The organism is Microbacterium martis (assembly GCF_047246685.1).
In the GTDB taxonomy this organism is placed as follows: Bacteria; Actinomycetota; Actinomycetes; order Actinomycetales; family Microbacteriaceae; genus Microbacterium.
In genome coordinates this window covers 609,506-630,795 of sequence record NZ_JBFOKT010000001.1, presented here as the reverse complement: position 1 = coordinate 630,795, position 21,290 = coordinate 609,506, and the positions used below count along the sequence as shown (strand labels likewise).

Here is a 21,290-nt window from a genome sequence, read left to right as displayed (position 1 = left end):
CGGATCACTCGCCGTCGTCGGTATGCGCCCGCGCGTATTTCCGGTCTTTCGCCGAGATCGTCTCGATCATCCCCACGACCGCGCCGGTGATCTCACGGATCTCCTCGCGGACGGTCTCGTCGAGATGGTGCGAGTCGCCGGTCAGCACGCTCTGGCGGGCGTCGGGCGAGAGTCGGGACCACCATTCCTCGATGGGCGGGAGCGTCATGGAGCGTCCTCCTCTTCTTCCGGATGAGCGGACTGGACAGCGGCCGAGACCGCGCACGACACTGGGAACATGACAGCGGACATGCCGGGAGACGCGGCGATCGACGACCGCGCCGACGGGCGCGACGAGACTCCGAACGAGCGCGCCGATCGCAACTGGCTCGAGCTGCTGCAGGAGCTCCGGGTGATGCAGACCGGCACGCAGATCCTCACCGGGTTCCTCCTCGCGGTGGCGTTCCAGCCCCGCTTCACCGACATGGACGAGCTGCAGCGTGACGTGTACGTCGTGCTGGTGGCGCTGGCCGCGCTGGCGACCATCCTCGCCCTCGCCCCGGTGGGCATGCATCGTGCCCTGTTCGGACACCGGCGCAAGCCCGACCTGGTGCGCATCGCCTCGCGCATCGTCAAGATCGACCTGTTCGTCATCGGTGCTCTCACCATCGGCGTCACCACCCTCATCATCGACTTCACGATGAACCGCACCGCCGGGCTCGTGACCCTGGTCGTCGCGCTCGTTCTGGTGGTGTTCCTGTGGCTGGCGCTCCCTCGGATCATGCGCCACCGGCGCGCAAGGAACGGAACCCAGCGGGAGTGACGGCGACCCCGACTCAGCGGCCCGCCGGGTCGCGGTTCTCGGCGCTGACCATCCACGCGAACTGCTCGAGACGCTCGATGATGGCGTGCAGGATGTCGGCCGAGGTCGGATCCTCTTCGTCGACCTCGTCGTGCACGTCGCGCATCGTCGCGACCACATCGTCGAGACGCTCGGTGACGAGATCGATCGTCTCCGAGGTCGACACCTCGCCGGCCGGGAAGTTCGGCAGCGAGGTCGTCTGCGCGATGGTGGCGCTCCGGCCGTCCGGAACGGCGTGCAGGGCGCGCATCCGCTCGGCGACCGTGTCGCTGAAAGCGCGGGCCTCGTCGATGATCTCGTCGAGCTGACGGTGCGTGTCGCGGAAGTTCCGGCCGACGACGTTCCAGTGCGCCTGCTTGCCCTGCAGGGAGAGTTCGAGCAGGTCGACGAGCACCTTCTGCAGGTTGGCGGCGAGCGTCGGAGAGGCGGTGAAGCCCTTCTCCGCGTTCTGGCGTCGCGTCGTCTTCGCGCCTCGCGATGTCGAGGATGCGGTCTTCTTCGTGGTCTTGCTCTGAGCCATGGTGTGACCTCCTGGCGTCGACGCTAGCCTGGCCCGGGGGCCGGTCGCACGGGGGTTGACACCGTCGCGCGCGACCCCGATCGTGACGTGAGGACCAGAGAGGCGGAGCGGTGACGGAACAGCAGGACCGGGCGCGGGAGGATGTCGTGATCGAGGCGATCAGCGACCAGGACGCGGGCGAGGTGCTGACGGTTCAGCGGGCCGCCTTCGTCTCGGAGGCGGCGATCTACGGGAGCGTCGACATGCCGCCGCTGACGCAGACCCTGCCCGAGCTGGAGGCCGAGCTGCGTTCCGAGTCGGGCTTCGTGGCGCGGATCGACGGTCGCCTCGTCGGGGCGATCCGGTTCGTCGAGCGCGACGACCTGCTGCTCATCGGCCGCATCGCCATCGCTCCCGACATGCAGGGCGAGGGCATCGGCCGGATGCTGCTGCAGGCAGCCGAAGACGCGTCGAGCGCCCCGGTCGCCGAGCTCTTCACCGGCAGCCTGAGCGAGGCCAATCTGCGGTTGTATCGGGCGTGCGGCTACGAGGAGCACGAGCGCGTCCCCGACGGCGACGGCACCGAGCAGGTGTTCCTGCGCAAGCGGCTCGAAGCTTGAGAGCCTCCTGCGAAGAACCTTGAGAGCCTCTGCGAGTCGGCGCGCCACGCTTGAGCAGGCGCATCCGATCGGGCATCGTGGCCCGGACATGTCGCGACCGCGGCATGCCCCGACCGGAAGGAGAGTCTCGTGCTCACCCTCACCGACAACGCCACCGCCATCGTCTCGACCCTCGTGAGCCGACAGAGTGAGGCGCCGGATGCCGGACTGCGCATCCACTCCGCCCCCACCCCCGCCGAAGACGGCGGCGCCCGTCTGGCCGTGCTCGTGACGGCCGATCCGGAGCCCGAGGATCAGGTCGTGGAGGTGTCGGGCGCCCGCCTGTTCCTCGACGAGGCCGCCGCGTCGGCGCTCGACGACAAGGTGCTCGACGCGGGCGTCGACGAGGAGGGTGCCGTCTCCTTCGCCGTCATGGCCAAGGTCGCCTGACGACACGACTCCGGATGCCGTGCCTCATGGGGCGCGGCATCCGTCGTGTCCGGGCTCAGTCCCAGTCGAGGTACTCCTCGATGTGCACCGCGGTCTCGATCGGGTGCGTCATCGGGAACAGGTGATCCGCTCCCTCGATGATCTTGACGCTCGCGCGCTCGGGGACCGTCGCCTGCAGGCGCTCGCCGTTCGTCGGAGGCGTGTCCGCGTCGTCCGAGCCCTGGATGATGAGCACCGGGATCACCGGCGCGACGGGGATGTCGCGGTCTTCGACGCCCAGGAGCAGGAGCCCGTTCACCCGGTCATGATGCCGAGCCGCAAGCGCACGCGCCACCGTTCCCCCGACGCCGTGCCCGCCGACCCAGGTGTCGGTGAGGCCGACGTGGTCGATCACGGCGAGGGCGTCGGCCACCCGGTCGTCGATCGATACCGGAGCATCGCCGCCGCGGTAGCCGATGCGCAGCACGTGGAAGCCGGCTTCCTCGGCGAGATAGTGGCCGACCACTCCGAGCACGTCGGCCGGCAGGCCCTGCTCCTGGATGAGCACGAGCTTGACCGGCCCGTCTCCTTCGTCGACGTAGGGGACCGCGCGGCCCTCGGGCTCGAAGGTCTGGGTCTCGGTCATCGGCGTCAGTCTCCTCGTGCCGTCGTCAGGGGTCTTTCCAGCGTATCCCGCCGCTCGCGTCAGCCAGACCGCGGCTCAGCGCCTGGTCCAAGGGTCGAGCACGTCGACCCCCGTGTGCGCGAAGTCCCTCACGTTGCGCGTCGCGCAGATCGCATCGCGCGTGAGGCAGATGGCGGCGATCTGGGCGTCGGCGGTGCTGATCGGACGGCCGGCCGCTTCCCGACCGATCACGACGTGAGGATAGCGAGCCGCCGCCGCGTCGTCGAAGGCCAAGATGGAGTCGCTGCCGCGGAACGGTGCGATGGCGGCGTGAATACGAGCGGACAGCTCATCTCTTCGACGACCGTCAGGAAGTCTGCCGACGCCGGCCAACAGCTCGGCGAGAGTCACCGCGGTGATCGCGACGTCGCCCGTCAGCCCTTCGAGCCAGGCGACCACATGCTCATCCGGGGCCGAACGAAAGACCTCCGATATCACGTTCGTATCCAGAACGATCACGAGAAGTCCGCCGCCCGCGCGATGTCGTCGCGCTCCGGCACGACGAGGTCATCGATGCCGCCGTTCTGCCGCGCGGCATGCATGAGGACCAACCCGATGTGAGGTCTGCGAGCCGCGCGCGTCAGAATATCCCTCACTTCCGCCTCCATGGATCGGCCGTGTCGCTTTGCCTGCGCAGCGAGCTCCTGCTTGATCCGGTCGTCGAGCCCACGGACGATGATCGATGCCATCGAACTTCCTCCTCGTGTGCTAGCGCTCACGATATCACTGTTCTCTTCTCCTGTCCCCATTCGTGGTATCTGATTCCCATACGTCGAGCTTGTCTCGGGCGCCGCACACGGGAAGAACATGGACCGCGATCGTGAACGGTTTTCACGATCGATCGAGAAGTGCAGAAGTAGCGCTTCGCGCTTCGTCTCAGGCGGAGTTCTCGATCAGGTGGAGCTGGGTCCCGTCGACGTCGATGAGGAATCCCGCGCGCTGCCCCCAGCTCTGCATGCGCACCGGATGCAGACGAGGTCGGCCGGTGCTCCTCTCCTCGACGCCCGACTGAACGACAGCCCCGTACAGCTCGTCGAGGTCATCGACGCGGACGCTGCACATGAAAGAGCTCCGCTCCGGCACGAGTTCCGGGAACAGGAAGAACTCCAGCTCGAGCACTCCGCGGCGGAGAATCAGCCAGCCGTCGTCTCGATATGTCGGCCCGAATCCGAAGCCGCCGTAGAACGCGATCGTCTCGTCGAAGTCGCGTGACGGCAGATTCGGCACTGCGTGATCGGTCATCCGGCAAGAGTAGCCGCGCGTCACACATGTCCCGGCGCGGAGCCGATTCCCTTGCAGGGGAGGTCAGTTGTTGAAGCGGAACTCCACGACGTCGCCGTCCTGCATGACGTAGTCCTTGCCCTCGAGGCGCGCCTTGCCCTTGGCTCGGGCCTCGACGACCGAGCCGGTCTCGACGAGATCGTCGAACGACACGATCTCGGCCTTGATGAAGCCCTTCTCGAAGTCGGTGTGGATGACTCCGGCGGCTTGCGGAGCCTTGGCGCCCTTCAGGATCGTCCAGGCGCGCGCCTCCTTGGGTCCCGCGGTCAGATACGTCTGCAGCCCCAGCGTGTCGAAGCCGACACGCGCGAGCTGGTCGAGACCCGACTCGTCCTGGCCGGTCGATGCCAGCAGCTCGGCGGCATCCTCCGGGTCGAGGTCGATGAGCTCCGACTCGATCTTCGCGTCGAGGAAGATGGCCTGCGCGGGGGCGACCAGAGCGGCGAGTTCCTCTTTGCGCGCAGCATCCGTCAGCACCGTCTCGTCGACGTTGAAGACGAAGATGACGGGCTTCGCGGTGAGCAGTCCGAGCTCGCGGATCGGGGCGAGATCGATGCCGGCCACCGAGAGGAGCACACCGCGTTCGAGGGCGTCGCGCGCCTCCTTCGCCGTCTCGAGGACGACGGGCTCGATCTTCTTGCCGCGCACCTCCTTCTCGTACCGGGTGATCGCACGGTCGACGGTCTCGAGATCGGCGAGCAGGAGCTCGGCGTTGATGGTCTCCATGTCGGATGCCGGATTGACGGCGCCGTCCACGTGCACCACGTCGTCGTCGGAGAAACCGCGCACGACCTGCGCGATGGCATCGGCCTCGCGGATGTTGGCGAGGAACTTGTTGCCCAGGCCCTCTCCCTCGCTCGCACCGCGGACGATGCCTGCGATATCGACGAACGACACGGACGCCGGCAGGATGCGCTCGCTGTGGAAGATCTCGGCGAGCTTCTCGAGTCGCGGGTCGGGCAGGTTCACCACGCCGATGTTCGGCTCGATCGTCGCGAACGGGTAGTTCGCCGCGAGCACGTCGTTCTTGGTGAGTGCGTTGAAGAGGGTGGACTTGCCGACGTTGGGCAGGCCGACGATGCCGATAGTGAGAGCCACGGGGTACGAGTCTACCCGCGGGTCAGTGACGTGCTTCGCGGGTCACGTGCGCACCGCCCGGAAGGCGCGCGTGACGTAGGGCAGGTCGATGGTCTCGTCGCCCTGCACGCCCCGCTCGTCGAGGAGCGCGTCGATGTCGCGGCGGATGCGCCTCTTCTCATCGTCGGATGCCGTGATCACGGCGCTCCGCGACGCCGCCATCGCGTGCAGCGTCTTACGGGTGATCGGCCGGACCCACTCCCATCGCTCCTGCACCAGGGGTCCCAGGGGCGCGGCGACGACCGGATCACCGGCCGCCAGCATCCGCTCGGCGCTGCTCTGACTCATGATCTCGGTCAACCGGCGCACCCAATCGACGCGGTCGTCGCGGAGGTTCCAGATCAGGCCGAGAACTCCGCCGCGCCGGAGGACTCTGCCGATCTCCGCCGACGCCGCGGTCGGGTCCACCCAGTGCCACGCCTGTCCGAGCACGACGGCGTCGACGCTGTCATCCGGAAGCGGAAGACGCTCGGCGGTGCCCACGAACGCCGGTACGCCCGGGACGGCCGAACGCAGGGCGTGGAGCATCTTCGGGTCGGGGTCGATCGCGACCACCTCGGCGTCGGGCGCGCTCGCCAGCGTGCGCGTCAGCTTGCCCGTTCCCGCCCCGACGTCGGCGATCCGCCGCGCCCTCGGCGGCACCGTCTCGAGCATCCACGCCACGGCCTCGAACGGGTACTCCGGCCGCCCGGCTTCGTAATTGTGCGCCTCGGCGCCGAAGGAGGTCGCGCGCTCATCGGTCATGTCGTCAGCCTACGGCGAGCCTGCGACGGCCCGCGGGGATCGGCGGCGAGAGTGGACCCGTGCCCCTGGACTTCACTGCGATCGACTTCGAAACCGCGAACTCCAGCCCCGCCTCCGCCTGTGCGGTCGGACTCGTCCGGGTGCGCGGCGGCGAGGTCGTGGCCACGGCGGGATGGCTGATCCAACCTCCGCCCGGTCATGACGAGTTCCAGGAGTGGAACGTGCGCATCCACGGCATCCGGCCGTCCGATGTCGTGGCGGCGGCGACCTGGGTGGAGCAGTTCGACCGCCTGTGCGACTTCGCCGGCGCCGACGTGCTCGTGGCGCACAACGCCGGATTCGATCTCAACGTGCTGCGCCGTGCCGCCGAGGCGACGGGCATGCTGTGCCCGCCCTACCGCTCGCTGTGCAGCCTGCAGGTCGCCCGCAAGACCTATCAGCTGGAGTCGTACCGGCTTCCGCTGGCGGCGGCCGCCGCCGGCTTCGCCGAATTCGCCCATCACGACGCCCTCGCCGACGCCCGCGCCTGCGCGCACATCGTCATCGACGCCGCCCGCCGCGCCGGCGCCCTCGACGTCTTCGCGCTCGCCGAGAGTCTGAGCCTGCGCGTGACCGAGCCCGCCGTCCCCCTGCTGGAGCGCGCCGTCGCCTGATCGTCGGCACGCGATGCCGGACGCGCCCCGACGGGGTGCGCGCCTGCCACGGGAATGTCGGATGCCGGGCGCATCATGGGACACATGGACGCTCTGACACTCGCCCTCGTGCTCGTGGCTCTCGCAGCGGGGGTCGCCGCGGGCTGGTTCCTGCGCGCCTCCCGGGGCGCCGCCGTCCTCGCGCGCACCGAGGCCGAGCTCGCGGCAGCCCGCGACGACCGCGACCGGCAGTACGACCTCTACCGCGACGCGGTCGAGCACGCCCGCAGCGAACGACTGGCCGAGGCGCAGCGCGTGCAGCAGCAGAACGCCGTGCTCACGGCCCTCGCCCCGGTGCGCGAGAGCCTGCAGCAGATGCAGGCGAAGGTGAGCGCGATCGAGCAGGAGCGCCATGCACAGTTCGGCACGCTGGCCGAGCAGCTGCGCCGCGCCCAGGAGTCCGACGAGGCGCTCCGGGCGACGACCGAGTCGCTCGCCGGCGCCCTGCGCTCGACCGCCACCCGCGGCGTCTGGGGAGAGACGCAGCTGCGCCGGGTCGTCGAGGCCGCGGGTCTCACCCGCCATGTCGACTTCGACCTCCAGTCGACGATCTCGTCGGATCGCGGCAGCGGCCGCCCCGACATGGTCATCCGACTGGCCGGGGGCACCTCCATCGCCGTCGACGCGAAGGTTCCGCTCGACGCCTACCTCGAAGCGTCCGCCCTCCCCGCCGGCGACGCGCACGAACCGCAGCGGCGGGTGCTCCTGCAACGGCATGTCAAGGCGGTCCGCGCGCACGTCGACGCCCTCGCGAAGAAGGCCTACTGGACGGGGCTCGACGCGGGCCCGGAGTTCGTGATCTGCTTCCTGCCGAGCGAATCGCTCCTGGCGGCGGCGATCGACGAAGACCCGACCCTGCTCGACCACGCCTTCGGCCGGCGTGTGGCCCTCGCCTCACCCGTGAACCTGTGGGCGGTGTTGAAGACGGTGGCGTACACGTGGACCCAGCAGGAGGTGTCGACCGAGGCGCGCGTGCTCCTCGACCTCGGGACCCAGCTCTACGACCGGCTGGGCACGCTCGCCGGTCACGCCGACGACCTGCGCCGCGCGCTCGAGCGCACGGTCGACAGCTACAACAGATTCGCCGGCTCTCTCGAGTCGCGGGTGCTCGTGACCGCCCGGCAGTTCCCCGGCATCGACCCCTCCGCGCTGCCCCCCGCACCCGCGGTCTCGGAGCGGACCACTCGTCGGTTCACGGCCCCCGAGCTCCTCGACGGCGAGCAGGACGAGGCGATGCGTGCGCGCGGCTCGCGCTCGCAGGCCGACGACACCGCGACCGCCCACGCGGACGTGGGTGCACTGCGGGCACGACTCGAAGAGGAGTGATCGCCTCAGGCGGCGCCGGGGACGCCGCTCAGAAGAAGGATGACGAGGCCGCTCGTGGCGAGGAACGCGCCGATCATCCACCACGCGCTGATCTCGTGACCCTCGTCACGTCGCACCCGGAAGAGCACGTCGGTGCGACGTGCCGGGTCGCTCACCGCTGTCGTGGTGGCGACGGCGGGGGCCGCTGCGGCAGCCGCGCCTTCCGCGTCGGCGCTCACCCTCAGGATGCGCCCGGTGTTCGTCGTGATGATCTTCGTCGGAGCGGCCGTGGAGCCGCTCGTGTGCTGCGTCGTCATCTGTTCGCCCTCCTCTGCCTGCGGTGCCTGGCGGCTCCGTCGACGGCGACAAACCCAGTGTCAATTGTGACACGGCGATGCGCAGAAGGACGGATCGCGGCGTCGCGGCGCGATACCGGGTCGGTAACGATGGAGCGGTCGAACCGCCCGGTCAGACGCCCCGCGTCACAGCCACTTCGAGACGAGATGCTCCGACGCGATGCGCCGCAGAGTCCCCGACGCGCCGCGCAGGACGACGCTCTCCGTGTAGACGAAGCCGCGCTCCCGCCGCACGCCGGCGACGAGCTGGCCGTCGGTGACGCCGGTCGCGACGAAGATCGTGTTCTTGCCGCGAACGAGGTCGTCGGCCTCGTAGACCTTGTCCATGTCGAGGCCCGCGTCGATGCCGCGCTGGCGCTCATCGTCATCGCGCGGCCACAGGCGGCCCTGGATGTGACCGCCCAGCGCCTTGATCGCGCACGCGGTGACGATGCCCTCCGGGCTGCCGCCGATGCCCACGCACATGTCGGTGCGCGCGTCGTGGCGGGCGGCGTTGATGCCGCCCGCGACGTCACCGTCGCTCATCAGTCGCGTACCGGCACCGGCATCCCGGATCTCCTGGATCAGCTTCTCGTGACGGGGGCGGTTCAGCACCGAGACGACGATCTCGTCGACGGGCTTGTCGAGCGCTCCCGCGAGCTTGCGGATGTTCTCCCCGACGGGAAGCCGGATGTCGACGACGCCGACGCCCGCGGGACCCGTGACGAGCTTGTCCATGTAGAAGACGCTCGAGGCGTCGAGCATCGTGTCGCGATCGGACACCGCGATGACCGAGAGCGCGTTCTGCCGGCCGGCCGCGGTCAGCGACGTTCCGTCGATGGGGTCGACGGCGATGTCGCACAGCGGTCCGCGACCGGTGCCGACGACCTCGCCGTTGAAGAGCATCGGAGCGTTGTCCTTCTCGCCCTCGCCGATCACGACGCGCCCCTGGAAGTCGACCGTACCGAGGAACGCCCGCATGGCGTCGACCGCTGCGCCGTCGGCCGCCTCCTTGGCGCCACGTCCGATGAACGGGACGGCGCGGATCGCGGCCGCCTCCGTGGCGCGCACGAGCTCCATCGCGAGGTTGCGGTCGGGATGGAGGGGGCTCAGATCGGCTGTCAGACTCACCATGCGGTCAGCCTATCCAGCCGGGCTCCCCGGATGCGGCGGCTTTCGCGACTCGGAACGCGAAGGAATCACGATTCTTAACGAGGAGATAGGCGGGTTCCCGTTCGGCGGAACTGCGGGCCACGGCATCCGCTCATCGACACCGCTAGAGTGACTGCTGTCCCGGCTTCCCTATCGCAGGAGTTCTCATGCCCGTCGCCACCCCGGATCAGTACGCCGAAATGCTCGACCGCGCGAAGGCCGGCGGCTTCGCGTACCCCGCCTTCAACGTCTCCAGCTCGCAGACCATCAACTCCGTTCTGCAGGGTCTGACCGAGGCCGGCTCCGACGGCATCATCCAGGTCACGACCGGCGGTGCCGACTACTTCGCCGGCCACACCGTCAAGGCACGCGCCACCGGCGCCCTCGCCTTCGCGCGCTACGCGACCGAGGTCGCCAAGAACTACCCGGTCACTGTCGCACTGCACACCGACCACTGCCCCAAGGACGCACTGGCCGGATTCGTCGAGCCGCTCATCGCCGCCTCCGAAGAGGAGGTCAAGGCCGGCCGCAACCCGATCTTCCAGTCGCACATGTGGGACGGCTCGGCCGTGCCGCTGGCGGAGAACATCGAGATCGCGAAGGAGCTCCTCCCCCGCATGAAGGCGATCAACGCGATCCTCGAGGTCGAGATCGGCGTCGTCGGCGGCGAAGAGGACGGCGTCGCGCACGAGGGCTCGAACGAGGCGCTGTACACCACCTTCGCCGACGTCGACCAGGCCGTGCAGGCGCTGGGACTCGGCGAGCAGGGCCGCTACATCGCCGCCCTCACCTTCGGCAACGTGCACGGGGTGTACAAGCCGGGCGGCGTGAAGCTGCGCCCCGAGCTCCTCGGCGAGATCCAGGAGCAGGTCGCGGCGAAGTACAGCACCGGTCCGAAGCCGCTCGACCTCGTCTTCCACGGCGGTTCGGGCTCGACCGACGACGAGATCGCGCTGGCGGTCGCCAACGGCGTGATCAAGATGAACATCGACACCGACACGCAGTACGCCTACACCCGCGCGATCGCCGACTACATGTTCAAGAACTACGACGGCGTCCTCAAGGTCGACGGCGAGGTCGGCAACAAGAAGCAGTACGACCCGCGCGCCTGGGGCAAGATCGCCGAGACCGCGATGGCCGCCCGCGTGGTCGAGTCGACGCGCCAGCTCGGCTCCTACGGCCAGTCGAAGAGCTGACCTTGGGTCGTTGAGCCTGTCGAAGCGGGCTGAGCGCAATGGGTCGCTGAGCCTGTCGAAGCGCGAGGGGGTGTCCGGTCCGCCGGGCACCCCCTCTCGCGTCGGCGACGACCGACGACCTCAGCCGCGCATGTTCTCGAGATACGAGACGAAGGCCGGGTCGCCCATCATCGGCACGGCCAGGCACACGGATGCCACGAGCATCGTGGCGACGGCACCGACGAGCGGCACCCACCAGGTGATCCTGCCCGACCGCAGTCGCCGGATCGACGCCCAGGCGGTGACCGACCATCCGACGATGAGCACGATGGCGGCGACGGTCCCCCAGAGCTTGCCCTGGGCGTAGTTCGTGAACTCCCCGTCGATGCCGAGGATGGCCATGCTCTCGTTCATGACCCTGGTCAGATCGAGGTACGACAGGGCCGTGACGATGACGTTGATGAGCCCGTAGGCCAGCAGCGCGATCGTCACCACGCGGTCGACCGGGTGCGTTCGCCGCACCGTCGGATCGGTCGCCTCGCGCGGCACGCCGACGGGTTCGACGGCGATCGGCGCGGGTGCCTGCTCGCCCGTCGGTTCGAGCCCGGCCGCCCTCCGCTGCTCCTCGGGCGTCGCGAGCTCGCCGTACCGCGGGCGCTGCTCGGTCATCAGCTCGCCGCGCCGGCCGCCGACGCCCGACCGCCGAGAGCGCGCGCGTCGCGCTGCCCCGACGAGTCCTGGCGCAGCTCCTTGGGCAGCGAGAACATGAGGTCCTCTTCGGCCGTCTTGACCTCTTCGACGTCGCGGTAGCCGGCGTCGCCGAGAGCCTCCAGCACCTCGCGCACGAGGACCTCGGGGACCGACGCCCCGCTCGTCACGCCGACCGTCTCGACGCCGTCGAGCCACTCCTGCCGGACCTCTTCGGCGTAGTCCACCCGGTACGCCGCCTTGGCGCCGTACTCCAGGGCCACTTCCACGAGCCGCACGCTGTTCGAGGAGTTCGCCGAGCCCACCACGATCACGAGGTCGGCGTCGCGCGCCACCTTCTTGATCGCCACCTGACGGTTCTGGGTGGCGTAGCAGATGTCGTCGGACGGCGGGTTGTGCAGCTCGGGGAACCGTGTGCGCAGACGGTTGACGGTCTCCATGGTCTCGTCGACCGAGAGCGTGGTCTGCGACAGCCAGACGACCTTCGACGGGTCTTTCACCTGCACGGTGTCGGCCTCGTCGGGCGAGTTCACCACGGTCACGTGCTGGGGCGCCTCGCCCGCCGTGCCTTCGACCTCTTCGTGACCCTCGTGGCCGATGAGCAGGATCTCGAAGTCGTCGCGTGCGAACCGGACGGCCTCGCGATGGACCTTCGTCACGAGCGGGCAGGTGGCGTCGATCGCGTGCAGCCCTCGATCTGATGCCGCGTTCACGACCGCCGGAGAGACACCGTGCGCGCTGAAGACGACGTGCGCTCCCTCGGGGACCTCGTCGACCTCCTCGACGAAGATCGCCCCCTTGGCCTCGAGCTCGGTGACGACATGGATGTTGTGCACGATCTGCTTGCGCACGTACACCGGCGCCCCGTAGCGCTCGAGAGCCTTCTCGACGGCGATGACCGCCCGGTCGACACCGGCGCAGTAACCGCGCGGGGCGGCGAGCAGGATGCGCTTGCGTCCGACGACCGGGTTATCCTGAAGCCGCCCGGCCGCAGCGCGGACGCGCGGGATGCGAGGAACGGGGAGATGAACGGCAGTCGAAGTCACCCCTCGATTCTACCGGCGTGCGCCTGGGGAAGGCCGGGGTGCGCGCACGGCACGACGGCAGGGAGCAGAGGCGGATGACAGTCTTCGAGGCGGCGACGGGTCCCGGCGAGACGCCGCCGGCCGATGCGGTGGCGCCGCGCGATTCGACGCCCGCGGCGCCGACCTCGGTCGCACGGCTCAACGCCACGATCCGCGACTTCATCGCCCGGTGGAACACGGTATGGGTCGAGGGCGAGATCACCGCGTGGAACGTGCGCGCGGGCAACGTCTTCGCGCGCCTGAAGGACACGCAGTCCGACGCGCAGATCTCGATCCGCATCTGGTCGAGCGTGCGGGCGCGCATCCCCGCCGACCTCGGCGTCGGCGATCACGTCGTGGCGGCGGTCAAGGCCGATTACTTCGTCAAGTCCGGCGACTTCAGCTTCGCCGTGTCGGCGATGAAGCACGTCGGACTCGGCGACCAGCTGGAGCGCCTCGAGAAGCTGCGCCAGCAGTTGCGCCGCGAGGGCCTGTTCGACTCCGCGCGCAAGAAGCGCCTGCCCTTCCTGCCGCACGTGATCGGCCTGATCACCGGTGAGCGCTCCGATGCCGAGAAAGACGTGCACCGCAACGCCGAGCTGCGCTGGCCGCAGGTGCGGTTCCGTACCGAGTACGCCGCCGTGCAGGGAGATCGCTGCGTGCCCGACACGCTGGCCGCTCTACGCCGCCTCGACGCCGATCCCGAGGTCGACGTCATCATCATCGCCCGGGGCGGCGGCGATCCGCAGACGCTGCTCGGCTTCAGCGACGAGCGGCTGGTGCGAGCCGTGTCGGCCGCGACGACACCCGTCGTCAGCGCGATCGGTCACGAGAACGACCACCCGCTCCTCGACGACGTCGCCGACCTCCGCGCCTCCACGCCCACCGACGCCGCCAAGCGGGTCGTGCCCGACGTCGGTGAACAGCGGGCGCTCATCGCCCAGCTCCGCTCACGCTCGACGTCGCGGCTGACGCAGCGGCTGACGCACGACATCGCGCAGCTCGAGCAGCTGCGCTCGCGCCCCGTGCTGCGCTCCCCCGACCCGATCATCGACTCCCGCGCCCAGGAGCTGTGGCTGACCCAGGCCCGCGGCCGCGACGCGCTCACCCGCCGCCTCGACGACGCGGGCCGTCGCACCGGCGAGCTGCGAGCCGCGCTGCGGGCGCTGTCGCCGGCGGCGACGCTCGCCCGCGGCTACGCGATCGCCCATCTCGACGGAGGTGTGATCCTGCGCGATGCGGCGGATGCTCCGCGCGGGGCGGCACTGACCATCACGGTCGACCGCGGATCGGTGGCCGCGCGCTCCGAGGGCGAGATCGAGGAGGGGTCGTGACCCCGCGCACGCTGCACGCCGGGGATGTCGGCCGCACGCCGTAAGATGGAGGAGTGAGCGCCCTGAACGACACCCCGGTGGAGAGCCTGTCGTTCGAAGCCGCCCGCGATGAGCTCGTGACGGTCGTCGCCGAGCTCGAGCAGGGCTCGCCGACCCTCGAGCACTCGCTCGCGCTGTGGGAGCGGGGCGAGGCCCTCGCCGCCCGCTGCGAGGAGTGGCTGCTCGGCGCGAAGCGCCGCCTCGACGCCGCTCGATCCGCAGCATCCGGCTCCGACACCGGCGGCGCATCGTGAGCAAGCCGGCGCCGATCGTCGCCGAGCTCGGCCGGCCCGAGACGCCGGAGGAGACCGCGGCCCGCAAAGCCGCGTCGAGCAAGGCGTATCGCGGCAGCCAGACGATCCGCAACCTGGTCGCGGCGCTCCTGGTCACGGTCGCCGTCGTCGCCGTGATCATCTTCGCGGTTCCGCGGGGCGAGCCCGTCGCGGCCGAGAAGATCGACGTCGCGGCGATCGCCGCGGGCGTCGAGTCGACCGTGGAGAGCCCCGCGATCGTCCCCGAGCTCGACGGCTTCTGGCGCGTGAACGCGGCCGGACTCGAGAACGGAGCCACCCCGATCTGGGAGGTCACGCTCGCACCGGCAGCCGAAGACGAGCGCGGATTCATCAAGCTGGCACAGGCCTTCGACGCCGACTCCTCCTGGGCGCCGCAGCGTCTCAGCGGCGTCGCCCCCACCGACGAGGTGCGCATCGGCGGACTCGTGTGGGACGTGTACGACCTCGGCGCCGCGGGCTCCGACGCGAACCTCACCTACGCGATCGGCACGCAGGCCGGCGACGACTACGTCCTGCTCTACGGTTCCCGCTCGGCAGACTCGACCGCCGAGCTCGGCGAGACGCTCATCCCCCAGATCCGCGCCCTCTCGGAGGATTCATGACGAACACCCTGACCCCGTCCGCCGCCTGGCAGCAGATGAAGGAGGGGAACCGCCGCTTCGTGCGCGACGAACCGCGGCACCCCAATCAGGACGGCGCGCGGCGGCAGGACCTCGCTGCGGCGCAGCATCCGGTGGCCACCCTCTTCGGCTGCTCCGATTCGCGACTCGCGGCGGAGATCATCTTCGACCTCGGCCTCGGCGACCTGTTCGTGGTGCGCAATGCCGGCCAGGTGCTCGGCGAGTCGATCGTCGCGAGTCTCGAGTACGCGGTGGCCGTCCTCGAGGTGCCACTCATCGTCGTCCTCGCGCACGACTCGTGCGGCGCGGTGCGGGCCGCCATCGACGGCACGGCGATCGACGCCGCTCCCCTGCCCCCGCACATCTGGCGGCTGATCGCCCCGATCGTCCCGGCGGCGCGCAAGGTGCTGGCCGAGAGCGGCGGCACGACGGTCGCCGACATCGACGCCCACCTCGTCGGCGAGGAGCACCTGCGCGGCACGGTGCGCGACCTGCTGCAGTCGTCGGAGATCATCAGCGAGGCGGTCGCCGCGGGCCGACTGGGCATCGTGGGCGCCAACTACCGTCTGGCCGAGGGCACCGCCGTTCCGGTGATCGCGGTCGGCATCGACACCGACGAAGACAGCCAGGGGCAGGGCCCCGCAACCGAGGAGGGTTCGGAATGACCGAGACGCAGCAGCGCAGCGGCGACACCGCGCAGGACTACCGCATCGAGCACGACACGATGGGTGAGGTGCGCGTGCCCGCGAACGCGCTCTACGGGGCGCAGACCCAGCGTGCCGTCGAGAACTTCCCCATCTCCGGCAAGGGTCTGGAATCGGGCCAGATCGCGGCCCTCGCCCGCATCAAGAAGGCGGCGGCGCTGGCCAACAAGGAGCTCGGCACCCTCGACGGCGCCATCGCCGACGCCATCGCGCAGGCCGCCGATCAGGTCGCCACGGGCGCGCACGACGGCGAGTTCCCCGTCGACACCTACCAGACCGGTTCGGGCACCTCGTCGAACATGAACATGAACGAGGTGCTCGCGACCCTCGCGACCCGCATCCTCGGCGACCGGGTGCACCCGAACGACCACGTCAACGCGTCGCAGTCGTCGAACGACGTCTTCCCCACCTCGGTGCACATCGCCGTCACCCAGGCGCTCATCGACACCCTCATCCCCTCTCTCGACCACCTCGCGGTCGCCCTGGAGGCGAAGGCGGAGCTCTGGAAGGATGCCGTCAAGTCGGGTCGCACGCACCTCATGGATGCGACGCCGGTCACTCTCGGCCAGGAGTTCGGCGGCTACGCCCGCCAGGTGCGTCTCGGCATCGAGCGCGTGCAGTCGGCGCTTCCCCGCGTCGCGGAGGTCCCCCTGGGCGGCACTGCGACCGGCACCGGCATCAACACCCCGCTCGGCTTCCCGCAGAAGGTCATCGAGCTGCTCGCGACCGAGACCGAGCTGCCGATCACCGAGGCGAAGGACCACTTCGAGGCGCAGGCCAACCGCGACGGCCTCGTCGAGGCCTCGGGTGCGCTGCGCACGATCGCGGTGTCGCTCACCAAGATCAACAACGACCTGCGCTGGATGGGCTCGGGTCCCAACACGGGCCTGGGCGAGCTGCACATCCCCGACCTGCAGCCCGGCTCGTCGATCATGCCCGGCAAGGTCAACCCCGTCGTGCCCGAGGCCGTGCTCATGGTCTGCGCGCGCGTGATCGGCAACGACGCGACGGTGGCCTGGGCCGGCGCATCCGGCTCCTTCGAGCTCAACGTCGCGATCCCGGTCATGGGGACGGCCCTGCTCGAGTCGATCCGGCTCCTCTCGAACGCCTCGCGCGTGCTCGCCGACAAGACCATCGACGGCCTGCAAGCGAACCTCGAGCGCGCCGCGGCCTTCGCGGGCATGAGCCCCTCGATCGTCACCCCGCTCAACAAGCTCATCGGCTACGAGGCCGCGGCGAAGATCGCCAAGCACTCGGTCGCCAAGGGCATCACGGTGCGCGACGCGGTCATCGACCTGGGCTACGTCGAGCGCGGCGAGCTGACCCTCGAGCAGCTCGACGAAAAGCTCGACCTGCTGTCCATGACGCACCCGGGCTGAGCCCCGCCGTCGCGGCATCCGTCGTGAGGCCCTTATCTGCGCGGCATCCGGCATCCGTCGTCTGGTCCCGATCTGCTCACGCCGTCCCGATCTGCTCACTGGATTCCTGATTCGGTGAGCAGATCGGGACGCGGTACGCGGATCGGGACTCTGCACAACACCCGGTCTCCTGCGGATGCATTCACAGGCGCCGGATCCGACGTCTTCACGCCCCCGGCGAGGGGCATCCTGTCGCCATGCTCTCAGCGACGGACACGATCAGACGGCTCGGCGGCATCGCCCGAGGCACACACCTCCAGCGACTCGGTTTCAGCCGTCGATCGCTCTCCCGGGCCGTGGCCAGCGGAGCCGTCGAACGCATCAGAGACGGCGTCTTCGCCGTAGGAGCCATCGACCCCGAATTGCGATCCGCGATCGCGCACGGCGGCGCGCTGACCTGTGCGAGCGTGCTGCGGATGCTGCGCGTCTGGGTGCTCTCCCCGACACTCGTCCCGCACGTCTGGGTCGGCGCACACCGTCATGCCCACCCGCACGAAGGCTGTGCGTGCGTCGCCCACTTCTTCCGCGGTCGGCCGCCGCTCGGGCGCGTCGCGGTCGACGTGGCGCTCGTGCACTATCTCCGGTGCGCCGGCGACGAGGCCTTCTTCGCCGCCTACGAATCCGCGCTGCGGTTGCGGCTGCTGACGAAGGCCGCCCGCACGCGCATCAGGGAGTCGGTCCCGGCATCCGCTCGCTGGCTGCTCGAGCTCGCCCGCACGGATGCCGACAGCGGCCTGGAGTCTCTGCTCCGGCTGCGTCTGCATCTCCTCGGCATCCGTCTCGACTGCCAGGTGAGCATCCGCGGCGTCGGCCTGGTCGACTTCTTCGTCGGAGGTCGGCTCATCCTCGAGGTCGACGGTCGCGAGAACCACGAAGGGATGATCATGCGCCATAAGGACCTCGTGCGCGACGCGGCGGCATCCGCCCTCGGCTACGAGAGTCTGCGCTTCGACTACGCCCAGGTCGTGCACGACTGGCCGACCGTTCAGGCGGCCGTGCTCGGCGCTCTCGCGCGCCTACGCGACCACTCGTGAATCCCTGGCCCCGATCAGCTGAGCTCTCCCCCCTCCAGGAGTTCGGTGACGAGAGCCGCGATCGCCGAGCGCTCGGAGCGCGTGAGTGTCACATGCCCGAACAGATCGTGTCCCTTGAGCGTCTCGATGACACTGGCGATGCCGTCGTGCCGGCCGACGCGCAGGTTGTCGCGCTGACCGACGTCGTGCGTCAGGATCACCCGCGAGTTCTGCCCCATGCGGCTCAGCACGGTCAGGAGCACGTTGCGCTCGAGCGACTGGGCCTCGTCGACGATCACGAACGCGTCGTGCAGGGAGCGACCGCGGATGTGCGTGAGGGGCAGCACCTCGAGCAGTCCCCTCTCGACGACCTCTTCGATCACGTTGCCCGACACCACCGAGCCGAGGGTGTCGAACACCGCCTGGCCCCACGGCCCCATCTTCTCGCCCTGGTCGCCCGGCAGGTATCCGAGCTCCTGCCCGCCGACGGCGAACAGCGGCCGGAACACGATGATCTTCTTCTGCTGCTGCCGTTCGAGCACCGCCTCGAGCCCCGCGCACAGCGCGAGCGCCGACTTGCCCGTGCCGGCGCGCCCGCCGAGCGACACGATGCCGACCTCGGGGTCGAGCAGCAGGTCGATCGCGATGCGCTGCTCCGCCGAGCGGCCGTGCATGCCGAAGATGTCGCGGTCGCCGCGCACGAGACGGTATTCGCCGTCGCCGGTCACCCGTCCGAGCGCCGAGCCGCGCTCGGAGTGGATGATCAGACCGGTGTTCACCGGCAGTCCGCGCGCGTCTTCGCTGATTCCGACCTCGCTCTCGTACAGGTCGCTGATGTCGTCGCCCGACAGGTCGAGCGTGGCGATGCCCGTCCAGCCGGAATCGACCGCCTGCTCGGCGAGGTACTCCTCGGCGCGCAGGCCGAGCGATGCGGCCTTCACGCGCATCGGCAGGTCTTTCGAGACGATCGTCACGTCCTGCCCATCCTGGGCGAGGTGCATGGCGACCGAGAGGATGCGGGTGTCGTTGTCGCTCAGACGGATGCCGGCCGGCAGCACCGACGCGTCGGTGTTGGCGAGCTCCACCCGCAGCGTGCCGCCCTCGCCGACCTCGACCGGGAAGTCGAGGCGACCGTGCTCGATGCGCAGGTCGTCGAGATGGCGGAGCGCCTGCCGCGCGAAGTAGCCGATCTCCGGGTCGTGCCGCTTGCCCTCGAGCTCGGTGATCACCACGACGGGGACCACGACCGAGTGCTCGGCGAAACGGAAGAACGCCTGCGGATCGCTCAGCAGCACCGACGTGTCGAGCACATAGGTGCGCAGCGCCTGATCCGGCTCGACGACCGATGCCCGTCTCGTCGTCTTACGGGTGGACTGCTGCGCGGTGCTGGTGGACTGCTGCGCTGTACGTGTGGTCACGACCCACTCCCGACCCGGGGATGATCCCCGCCATGAGAACGAGTCGACCTGGGGCCACGAGTCGCTAACCGGAAGGCCGACTCGACCGGGCTCCTTGCCCGATGCCTCGAACGTACGACCACACACCGACTTAACGGCGGCTCGACACGCCAGCGAAATCCGGCGTGTCGGTGAACGTCGGGTGACGACGCGGGGCGTCAGCGACCGAAGCGGCGGTCGCGGTCGGTGTAGTCGCGGATCGCACGCAGGAAATCGACCTGCCGCAGGTCGGGCCCCAGCGCCTCGACGAAGTAGAACTCGCTGTGCGCGCTCTGCCACAGCAGGAAGTCGCTCAGCCGCTGTTCGCCGCTCGTGCGGATCACGAGGTCGGGGTCGGGCTGACCGCCCGTGTACAGGTGCTCGCCGATCATCTCGGGGGTGAGATGCGCGGCGAGGTCTTCCATGGTGCCGCCCGATGCCTCATGCTCGGTGATGATGCTGCGCACGGCGTCGACGATCTCATGGCGTCCGCCGTAGCCGACGGCCAGGTTGACGTGCAGTCCCGTGTGGTCCTTCGTGCGCTCCTCGGCGTCGGCGAGGACGCGGGCGAGCTCAGGCGGGAGGATGTCGGAGCGCCCGACGTGCTGCACCCGCCAGTTGCCCTCCCGCGAGAGGGCGTCGGCGAGCTCGGCGATGATCTCGATGAGGTCGGCCAGCTCGGCGGAGTCGCGCTTGCGCAGATTGTCGCTCGAGAGGAGGTAGAGGGAGACCACGCTCACGCCCAGCTCGTCGCACCACCGGAGGAACTCCTGCATCTTCGCCGCTCCCGCGCGATGCCCCTCGGCGGCTGTGGGGTAGCCGAGCTGGCGGGCCCATCGACGATTCCCGTCGATCATCATCGCGACGTGATGCGGGACGGATGCCGCGTCGAGGTGGCGTCGCAGCCGCTTGGTGTAGAGCCGGTAGAGCGGCCCTCGCAGCTGGCTGTCGCGGGAGATCACCTCCTTACGCTACCCGCTCGTCAGGCGGCCGCGGAACCTCGGCACAGGACATGTGCAGTTCGCGGCATGCGCCCCGGCTTAGAGTGAGCCGGTGAGCACTCCCGAGCCTTCCGCACCCGACGTCCCCCAGCTCCCCCTCCTCGAGGTGGCGGCGGTGGACGCGGCCGTCGAGATCAGGCCGACGTGGCGCGGATGGATCCACGCGGCGATCTTCCCGGTGGCCATCGCCGCCGGCATCGTCCTGATCGTGGTCGCGCAGGGGGGAGCGGCGAAGTGGGCGGCCGCGGTGTTCATGGCGAGCTCGCTGCTCCTCTTCGGCAACTCGGCCCTGTATCACCGCTTCGACTGGTCGCCCACCGTCAAGGTCGTCCTGAAGCGCATCGACCACGCCAACATCCTGCTGCTCATCGCCGGCACGTACACCCCCCTCGCGACCCTGGCGCTCCCGCCGGAGAAGGGGGCGCTGCTGCTGACGCTCGTGTGGTCGGGCGCCCTGCTCGGCATCCTGTTCCGTGTGTTCTGGATCCACGCGCCCCGCTGGCTGTACGTCGCCCTGTACCTGCTGCTCGGGTGGGCGGCCGTCATGTACATCGTCGACTTGATGCAGGCGAACGTGGCGATGATGGTCCTCGTCATCGTCGGCGGGCTGCTCTACACGGGCGGAGCGGTCGTCTACGCGCTCAAGAAGCCCAACCCGTGGCCCGGGCACTTCGGCTTCCACGAGATCTTCCACGTGTGCACCGTGCTGGCGTTCCTCTGCCACTGGACGGCCTGCCTCCTGATCACGCTCGAGCCGCTGTCGCCGTCGCTCGGGGCCTGATCGGG

Annotated in this window: 27 protein-coding genes; 13 read left to right on the top strand and 14 right to left on the bottom strand. The window is 69.6% G+C overall.

Annotation, left to right across the window (positions count from 1 at the left end; translation table 11 throughout):
• Positions 1 to 4: 4 nt before the first annotated feature.
• Positions 5 to 208, bottom strand: coding sequence for a hypothetical protein (locus AB3M90_RS03025; protein WP_412949846.1), 204 nt, complete (start codon positions 206 to 208; stop codon positions 5 to 7).
• A 69-nt stretch (positions 209 to 277) separates the two neighbouring features.
• Between AB3M90_RS03025 and AB3M90_RS03020 the strand changes: the two genes are divergently transcribed.
• Complete coding sequence (locus AB3M90_RS03020; RefSeq protein ID WP_412949845.1) at positions 278 to 802, top strand: DUF6328 family protein; 525 nt, start codon at positions 278 to 280, stop codon at positions 800 to 802.
• A 13-nt stretch (positions 803 to 815) separates the two neighbouring features.
• On the opposite strand, the gene AB3M90_RS03015 is transcribed toward AB3M90_RS03020, so the two are convergent.
• The gene (locus AB3M90_RS03015) at positions 816 to 1,361 is read right to left on the bottom strand and encodes a Dps family protein (RefSeq protein ID WP_412949843.1); all 546 of its coding nucleotides are present in this window, start codon (positions 1,359 to 1,361) and stop codon (positions 816 to 818) included.
• Between the two features lie 110 nt (positions 1,362 to 1,471).
• On the opposite strand from AB3M90_RS03015, the gene AB3M90_RS03010 reads away from it, so the two are divergent.
• Both AB3M90_RS03010 and AB3M90_RS03005 read left to right on the top strand, forming a co-directional pair.
• A complete protein-coding gene (locus tag AB3M90_RS03010; protein WP_412949842.1) occupies positions 1,472 to 1,960 on the top strand; it encodes a GNAT family N-acetyltransferase in 489 nt (162 codons plus the stop codon).
• A 129-nt stretch (positions 1,961 to 2,089) separates the two neighbouring features.
• Positions 2,090 to 2,389 carry a Fe-S cluster assembly protein HesB gene (locus AB3M90_RS03005; RefSeq protein WP_412949841.1) on the top strand — a complete coding sequence of 100 codons (300 nt, stop codon included), beginning with the start codon at positions 2,090 to 2,092 and terminating at the stop codon, positions 2,387 to 2,389.
• Positions 2,390 to 2,444: 55 nt separating this feature from the next.
• Here the strand turns inward: AB3M90_RS03005 and AB3M90_RS03000 are convergent, their stop codons facing one another.
• The 6 genes from AB3M90_RS03000 to AB3M90_RS02975 all read right to left on the bottom strand — a co-directional run bounded on the left by AB3M90_RS03000 (position 2,445) and on the right by AB3M90_RS02975 (position 6,215).
• Positions 2,445 to 3,014 (bottom strand): alpha/beta fold hydrolase, encoded by a 570-nt coding sequence (locus AB3M90_RS03000; protein ID WP_412949840.1) that lies wholly within the window; start codon positions 3,012 to 3,014, stop codon positions 2,445 to 2,447.
• A 75-nt stretch (positions 3,015 to 3,089) separates the two neighbouring features.
• The gene (locus AB3M90_RS02995; RefSeq protein WP_412949839.1) at positions 3,090 to 3,512 is read right to left on the bottom strand and encodes a type II toxin-antitoxin system VapC family toxin; all 423 of its coding nucleotides are present in this window, start codon (positions 3,510 to 3,512) and stop codon (positions 3,090 to 3,092) included.
• Positions 3,509 to 3,742 (bottom strand): FitA-like ribbon-helix-helix domain-containing protein, encoded by a 234-nt coding sequence (locus AB3M90_RS02990; protein WP_412949838.1) that lies wholly within the window; start codon positions 3,740 to 3,742, stop codon positions 3,509 to 3,511. The genes AB3M90_RS02995 and AB3M90_RS02990 overlap by 4 nt, the downstream gene beginning before the upstream one ends.
• A 187-nt stretch (positions 3,743 to 3,929) precedes the next feature.
• Complete coding sequence (locus AB3M90_RS02985; RefSeq protein ID WP_412949837.1) at positions 3,930 to 4,295, bottom strand: bleomycin resistance protein; 366 nt, start codon at positions 4,293 to 4,295, stop codon at positions 3,930 to 3,932.
• Between the two features lie 63 nt (positions 4,296 to 4,358).
• Positions 4,359 to 5,432: a redox-regulated ATPase YchF gene (gene ychF, locus AB3M90_RS02980; protein ID WP_412949835.1), complete on the bottom strand. Its 1,074-nt coding sequence runs from the start codon at positions 5,430 to 5,432 to the stop codon at positions 4,359 to 4,361.
• Between the two features lie 42 nt (positions 5,433 to 5,474).
• Positions 5,475 to 6,215 carry a class I SAM-dependent methyltransferase gene (locus AB3M90_RS02975; RefSeq protein WP_412949834.1) on the bottom strand — a complete coding sequence of 247 codons (741 nt, stop codon included), beginning with the start codon at positions 6,213 to 6,215 and terminating at the stop codon, positions 5,475 to 5,477.
• Positions 6,216 to 6,274: 59 nt separating this feature from the next.
• Between AB3M90_RS02975 and AB3M90_RS02970 the strand changes: the two genes are divergently transcribed.
• On the top strand, positions 6,275 to 6,868 hold the full coding sequence (locus AB3M90_RS02970) for a 3'-5' exonuclease (protein WP_412949832.1): 594 nt from the start codon (positions 6,275 to 6,277) through the stop codon (positions 6,866 to 6,868).
• An 84-nt stretch (positions 6,869 to 6,952) separates the two neighbouring features.
• The gene (locus AB3M90_RS02965) at positions 6,953 to 8,233 is read left to right on the top strand and encodes a DNA recombination protein RmuC (protein ID WP_412949831.1); all 1,281 of its coding nucleotides are present in this window, start codon (positions 6,953 to 6,955) and stop codon (positions 8,231 to 8,233) included.
• Between the two features lie 5 nt (positions 8,234 to 8,238).
• Here AB3M90_RS02965 and AB3M90_RS02960 read toward each other — a convergent pair whose 3' ends face one another.
• Positions 8,239 to 8,529 (bottom strand): hypothetical protein, encoded by a 291-nt coding sequence (locus AB3M90_RS02960; protein WP_412949830.1) that lies wholly within the window; start codon positions 8,527 to 8,529, stop codon positions 8,239 to 8,241.
• 165 nt (positions 8,530 to 8,694) lie between these two features.
• Entirely contained in the window at positions 8,695 to 9,681 is a 987-nt protein-coding gene (glpX, locus tag AB3M90_RS02955) for a class II fructose-bisphosphatase (protein ID WP_412949829.1), read from the bottom strand.
• A 185-nt stretch (positions 9,682 to 9,866) separates the two neighbouring features.
• Between glpX and fbaA the strand changes: the two genes are divergently transcribed.
• Positions 9,867 to 10,895: a class II fructose-bisphosphate aldolase gene (fbaA, locus tag AB3M90_RS02950; protein ID WP_412949828.1), complete on the top strand. Its 1,029-nt coding sequence runs from the start codon at positions 9,867 to 9,869 to the stop codon at positions 10,893 to 10,895.
• Positions 10,896 to 11,015: 120 nt separating this feature from the next.
• On the opposite strand, the gene AB3M90_RS02945 is transcribed toward fbaA, so the two are convergent.
• Positions 11,016 to 11,543 carry a DUF6264 family protein gene (locus tag AB3M90_RS02945; protein ID WP_412949827.1) on the bottom strand — a complete coding sequence of 176 codons (528 nt, stop codon included), beginning with the start codon at positions 11,541 to 11,543 and terminating at the stop codon, positions 11,016 to 11,018.
• The gene (locus tag AB3M90_RS02940) at positions 11,543 to 12,592 is read right to left on the bottom strand and encodes a 4-hydroxy-3-methylbut-2-enyl diphosphate reductase (RefSeq protein ID WP_412951197.1); all 1,050 of its coding nucleotides are present in this window, start codon (positions 12,590 to 12,592) and stop codon (positions 11,543 to 11,545) included. Before AB3M90_RS02940 ends, AB3M90_RS02945 begins: the two co-directional genes overlap by 1 nt.
• A 110-nt stretch (positions 12,593 to 12,702) precedes the next feature.
• Between AB3M90_RS02940 and xseA the strand changes: the two genes are divergently transcribed.
• The 6 genes from xseA to AB3M90_RS02910 all read left to right on the top strand — a co-directional run bounded on the left by xseA (position 12,703) and on the right by AB3M90_RS02910 (position 18,088).
• Positions 12,703 to 13,980 carry an exodeoxyribonuclease VII large subunit gene (gene xseA, locus AB3M90_RS02935; RefSeq protein WP_412949826.1) on the top strand — a complete coding sequence of 426 codons (1,278 nt, stop codon included), beginning with the start codon at positions 12,703 to 12,705 and terminating at the stop codon, positions 13,978 to 13,980.
• 53 nt (positions 13,981 to 14,033) lie between these two features.
• Positions 14,034 to 14,273 carry an exodeoxyribonuclease VII small subunit gene (locus AB3M90_RS02930; RefSeq protein ID WP_412949825.1) on the top strand — a complete coding sequence of 80 codons (240 nt, stop codon included), beginning with the start codon at positions 14,034 to 14,036 and terminating at the stop codon, positions 14,271 to 14,273.
• On the top strand, positions 14,270 to 14,914 hold the full coding sequence (locus tag AB3M90_RS02925) for a DUF4245 family protein (RefSeq protein ID WP_412949824.1): 645 nt from the start codon (positions 14,270 to 14,272) through the stop codon (positions 14,912 to 14,914). The genes AB3M90_RS02930 and AB3M90_RS02925 overlap by 4 nt, the downstream gene beginning before the upstream one ends.
• On the top strand, positions 14,911 to 15,597 hold the full coding sequence (locus AB3M90_RS02920; RefSeq protein WP_412949822.1) for a carbonic anhydrase: 687 nt from the start codon (positions 14,911 to 14,913) through the stop codon (positions 15,595 to 15,597). Before AB3M90_RS02925 ends, AB3M90_RS02920 begins: the two co-directional genes overlap by 4 nt.
• Positions 15,594 to 17,015 (top strand): class II fumarate hydratase, encoded by a 1,422-nt coding sequence (locus AB3M90_RS02915; RefSeq protein WP_412949821.1) that lies wholly within the window; start codon positions 15,594 to 15,596, stop codon positions 17,013 to 17,015. Before AB3M90_RS02920 ends, AB3M90_RS02915 begins: the two co-directional genes overlap by 4 nt.
• Before the next feature lie 236 nt (positions 17,016 to 17,251).
• Entirely contained in the window at positions 17,252 to 18,088 is an 837-nt protein-coding gene (locus AB3M90_RS02910) for a DUF559 domain-containing protein (RefSeq protein ID WP_412949820.1), read from the top strand.
• Positions 18,089 to 18,102: 14 nt separating this feature from the next.
• On the opposite strand, the gene phoH2 is transcribed toward AB3M90_RS02910, so the two are convergent.
• Together phoH2 and AB3M90_RS02900 are read right to left on the bottom strand one after the other, a co-directional pair.
• Entirely contained in the window at positions 18,103 to 19,389 is a 1,287-nt protein-coding gene (phoH2, locus tag AB3M90_RS02905; RefSeq protein ID WP_412951195.1) for an RNA 5'-3' helicase PhoH2, read from the bottom strand.
• Between the two features lie 293 nt (positions 19,390 to 19,682).
• Positions 19,683 to 20,462 carry an isoprenyl transferase gene (locus AB3M90_RS02900; protein ID WP_412951193.1) on the bottom strand — a complete coding sequence of 260 codons (780 nt, stop codon included), beginning with the start codon at positions 20,460 to 20,462 and terminating at the stop codon, positions 19,683 to 19,685.
• 94 nt (positions 20,463 to 20,556) lie between these two features.
• Here AB3M90_RS02900 and trhA point away from each other — a divergent pair, with 94 nt between their 5' ends.
• The gene (gene trhA / locus AB3M90_RS02895; protein ID WP_412949819.1) at positions 20,557 to 21,285 is read left to right on the top strand and encodes a PAQR family membrane homeostasis protein TrhA; all 729 of its coding nucleotides are present in this window, start codon (positions 20,557 to 20,559) and stop codon (positions 21,283 to 21,285) included.
• Positions 21,286 to 21,290: the final 5 nt, after the last annotated feature.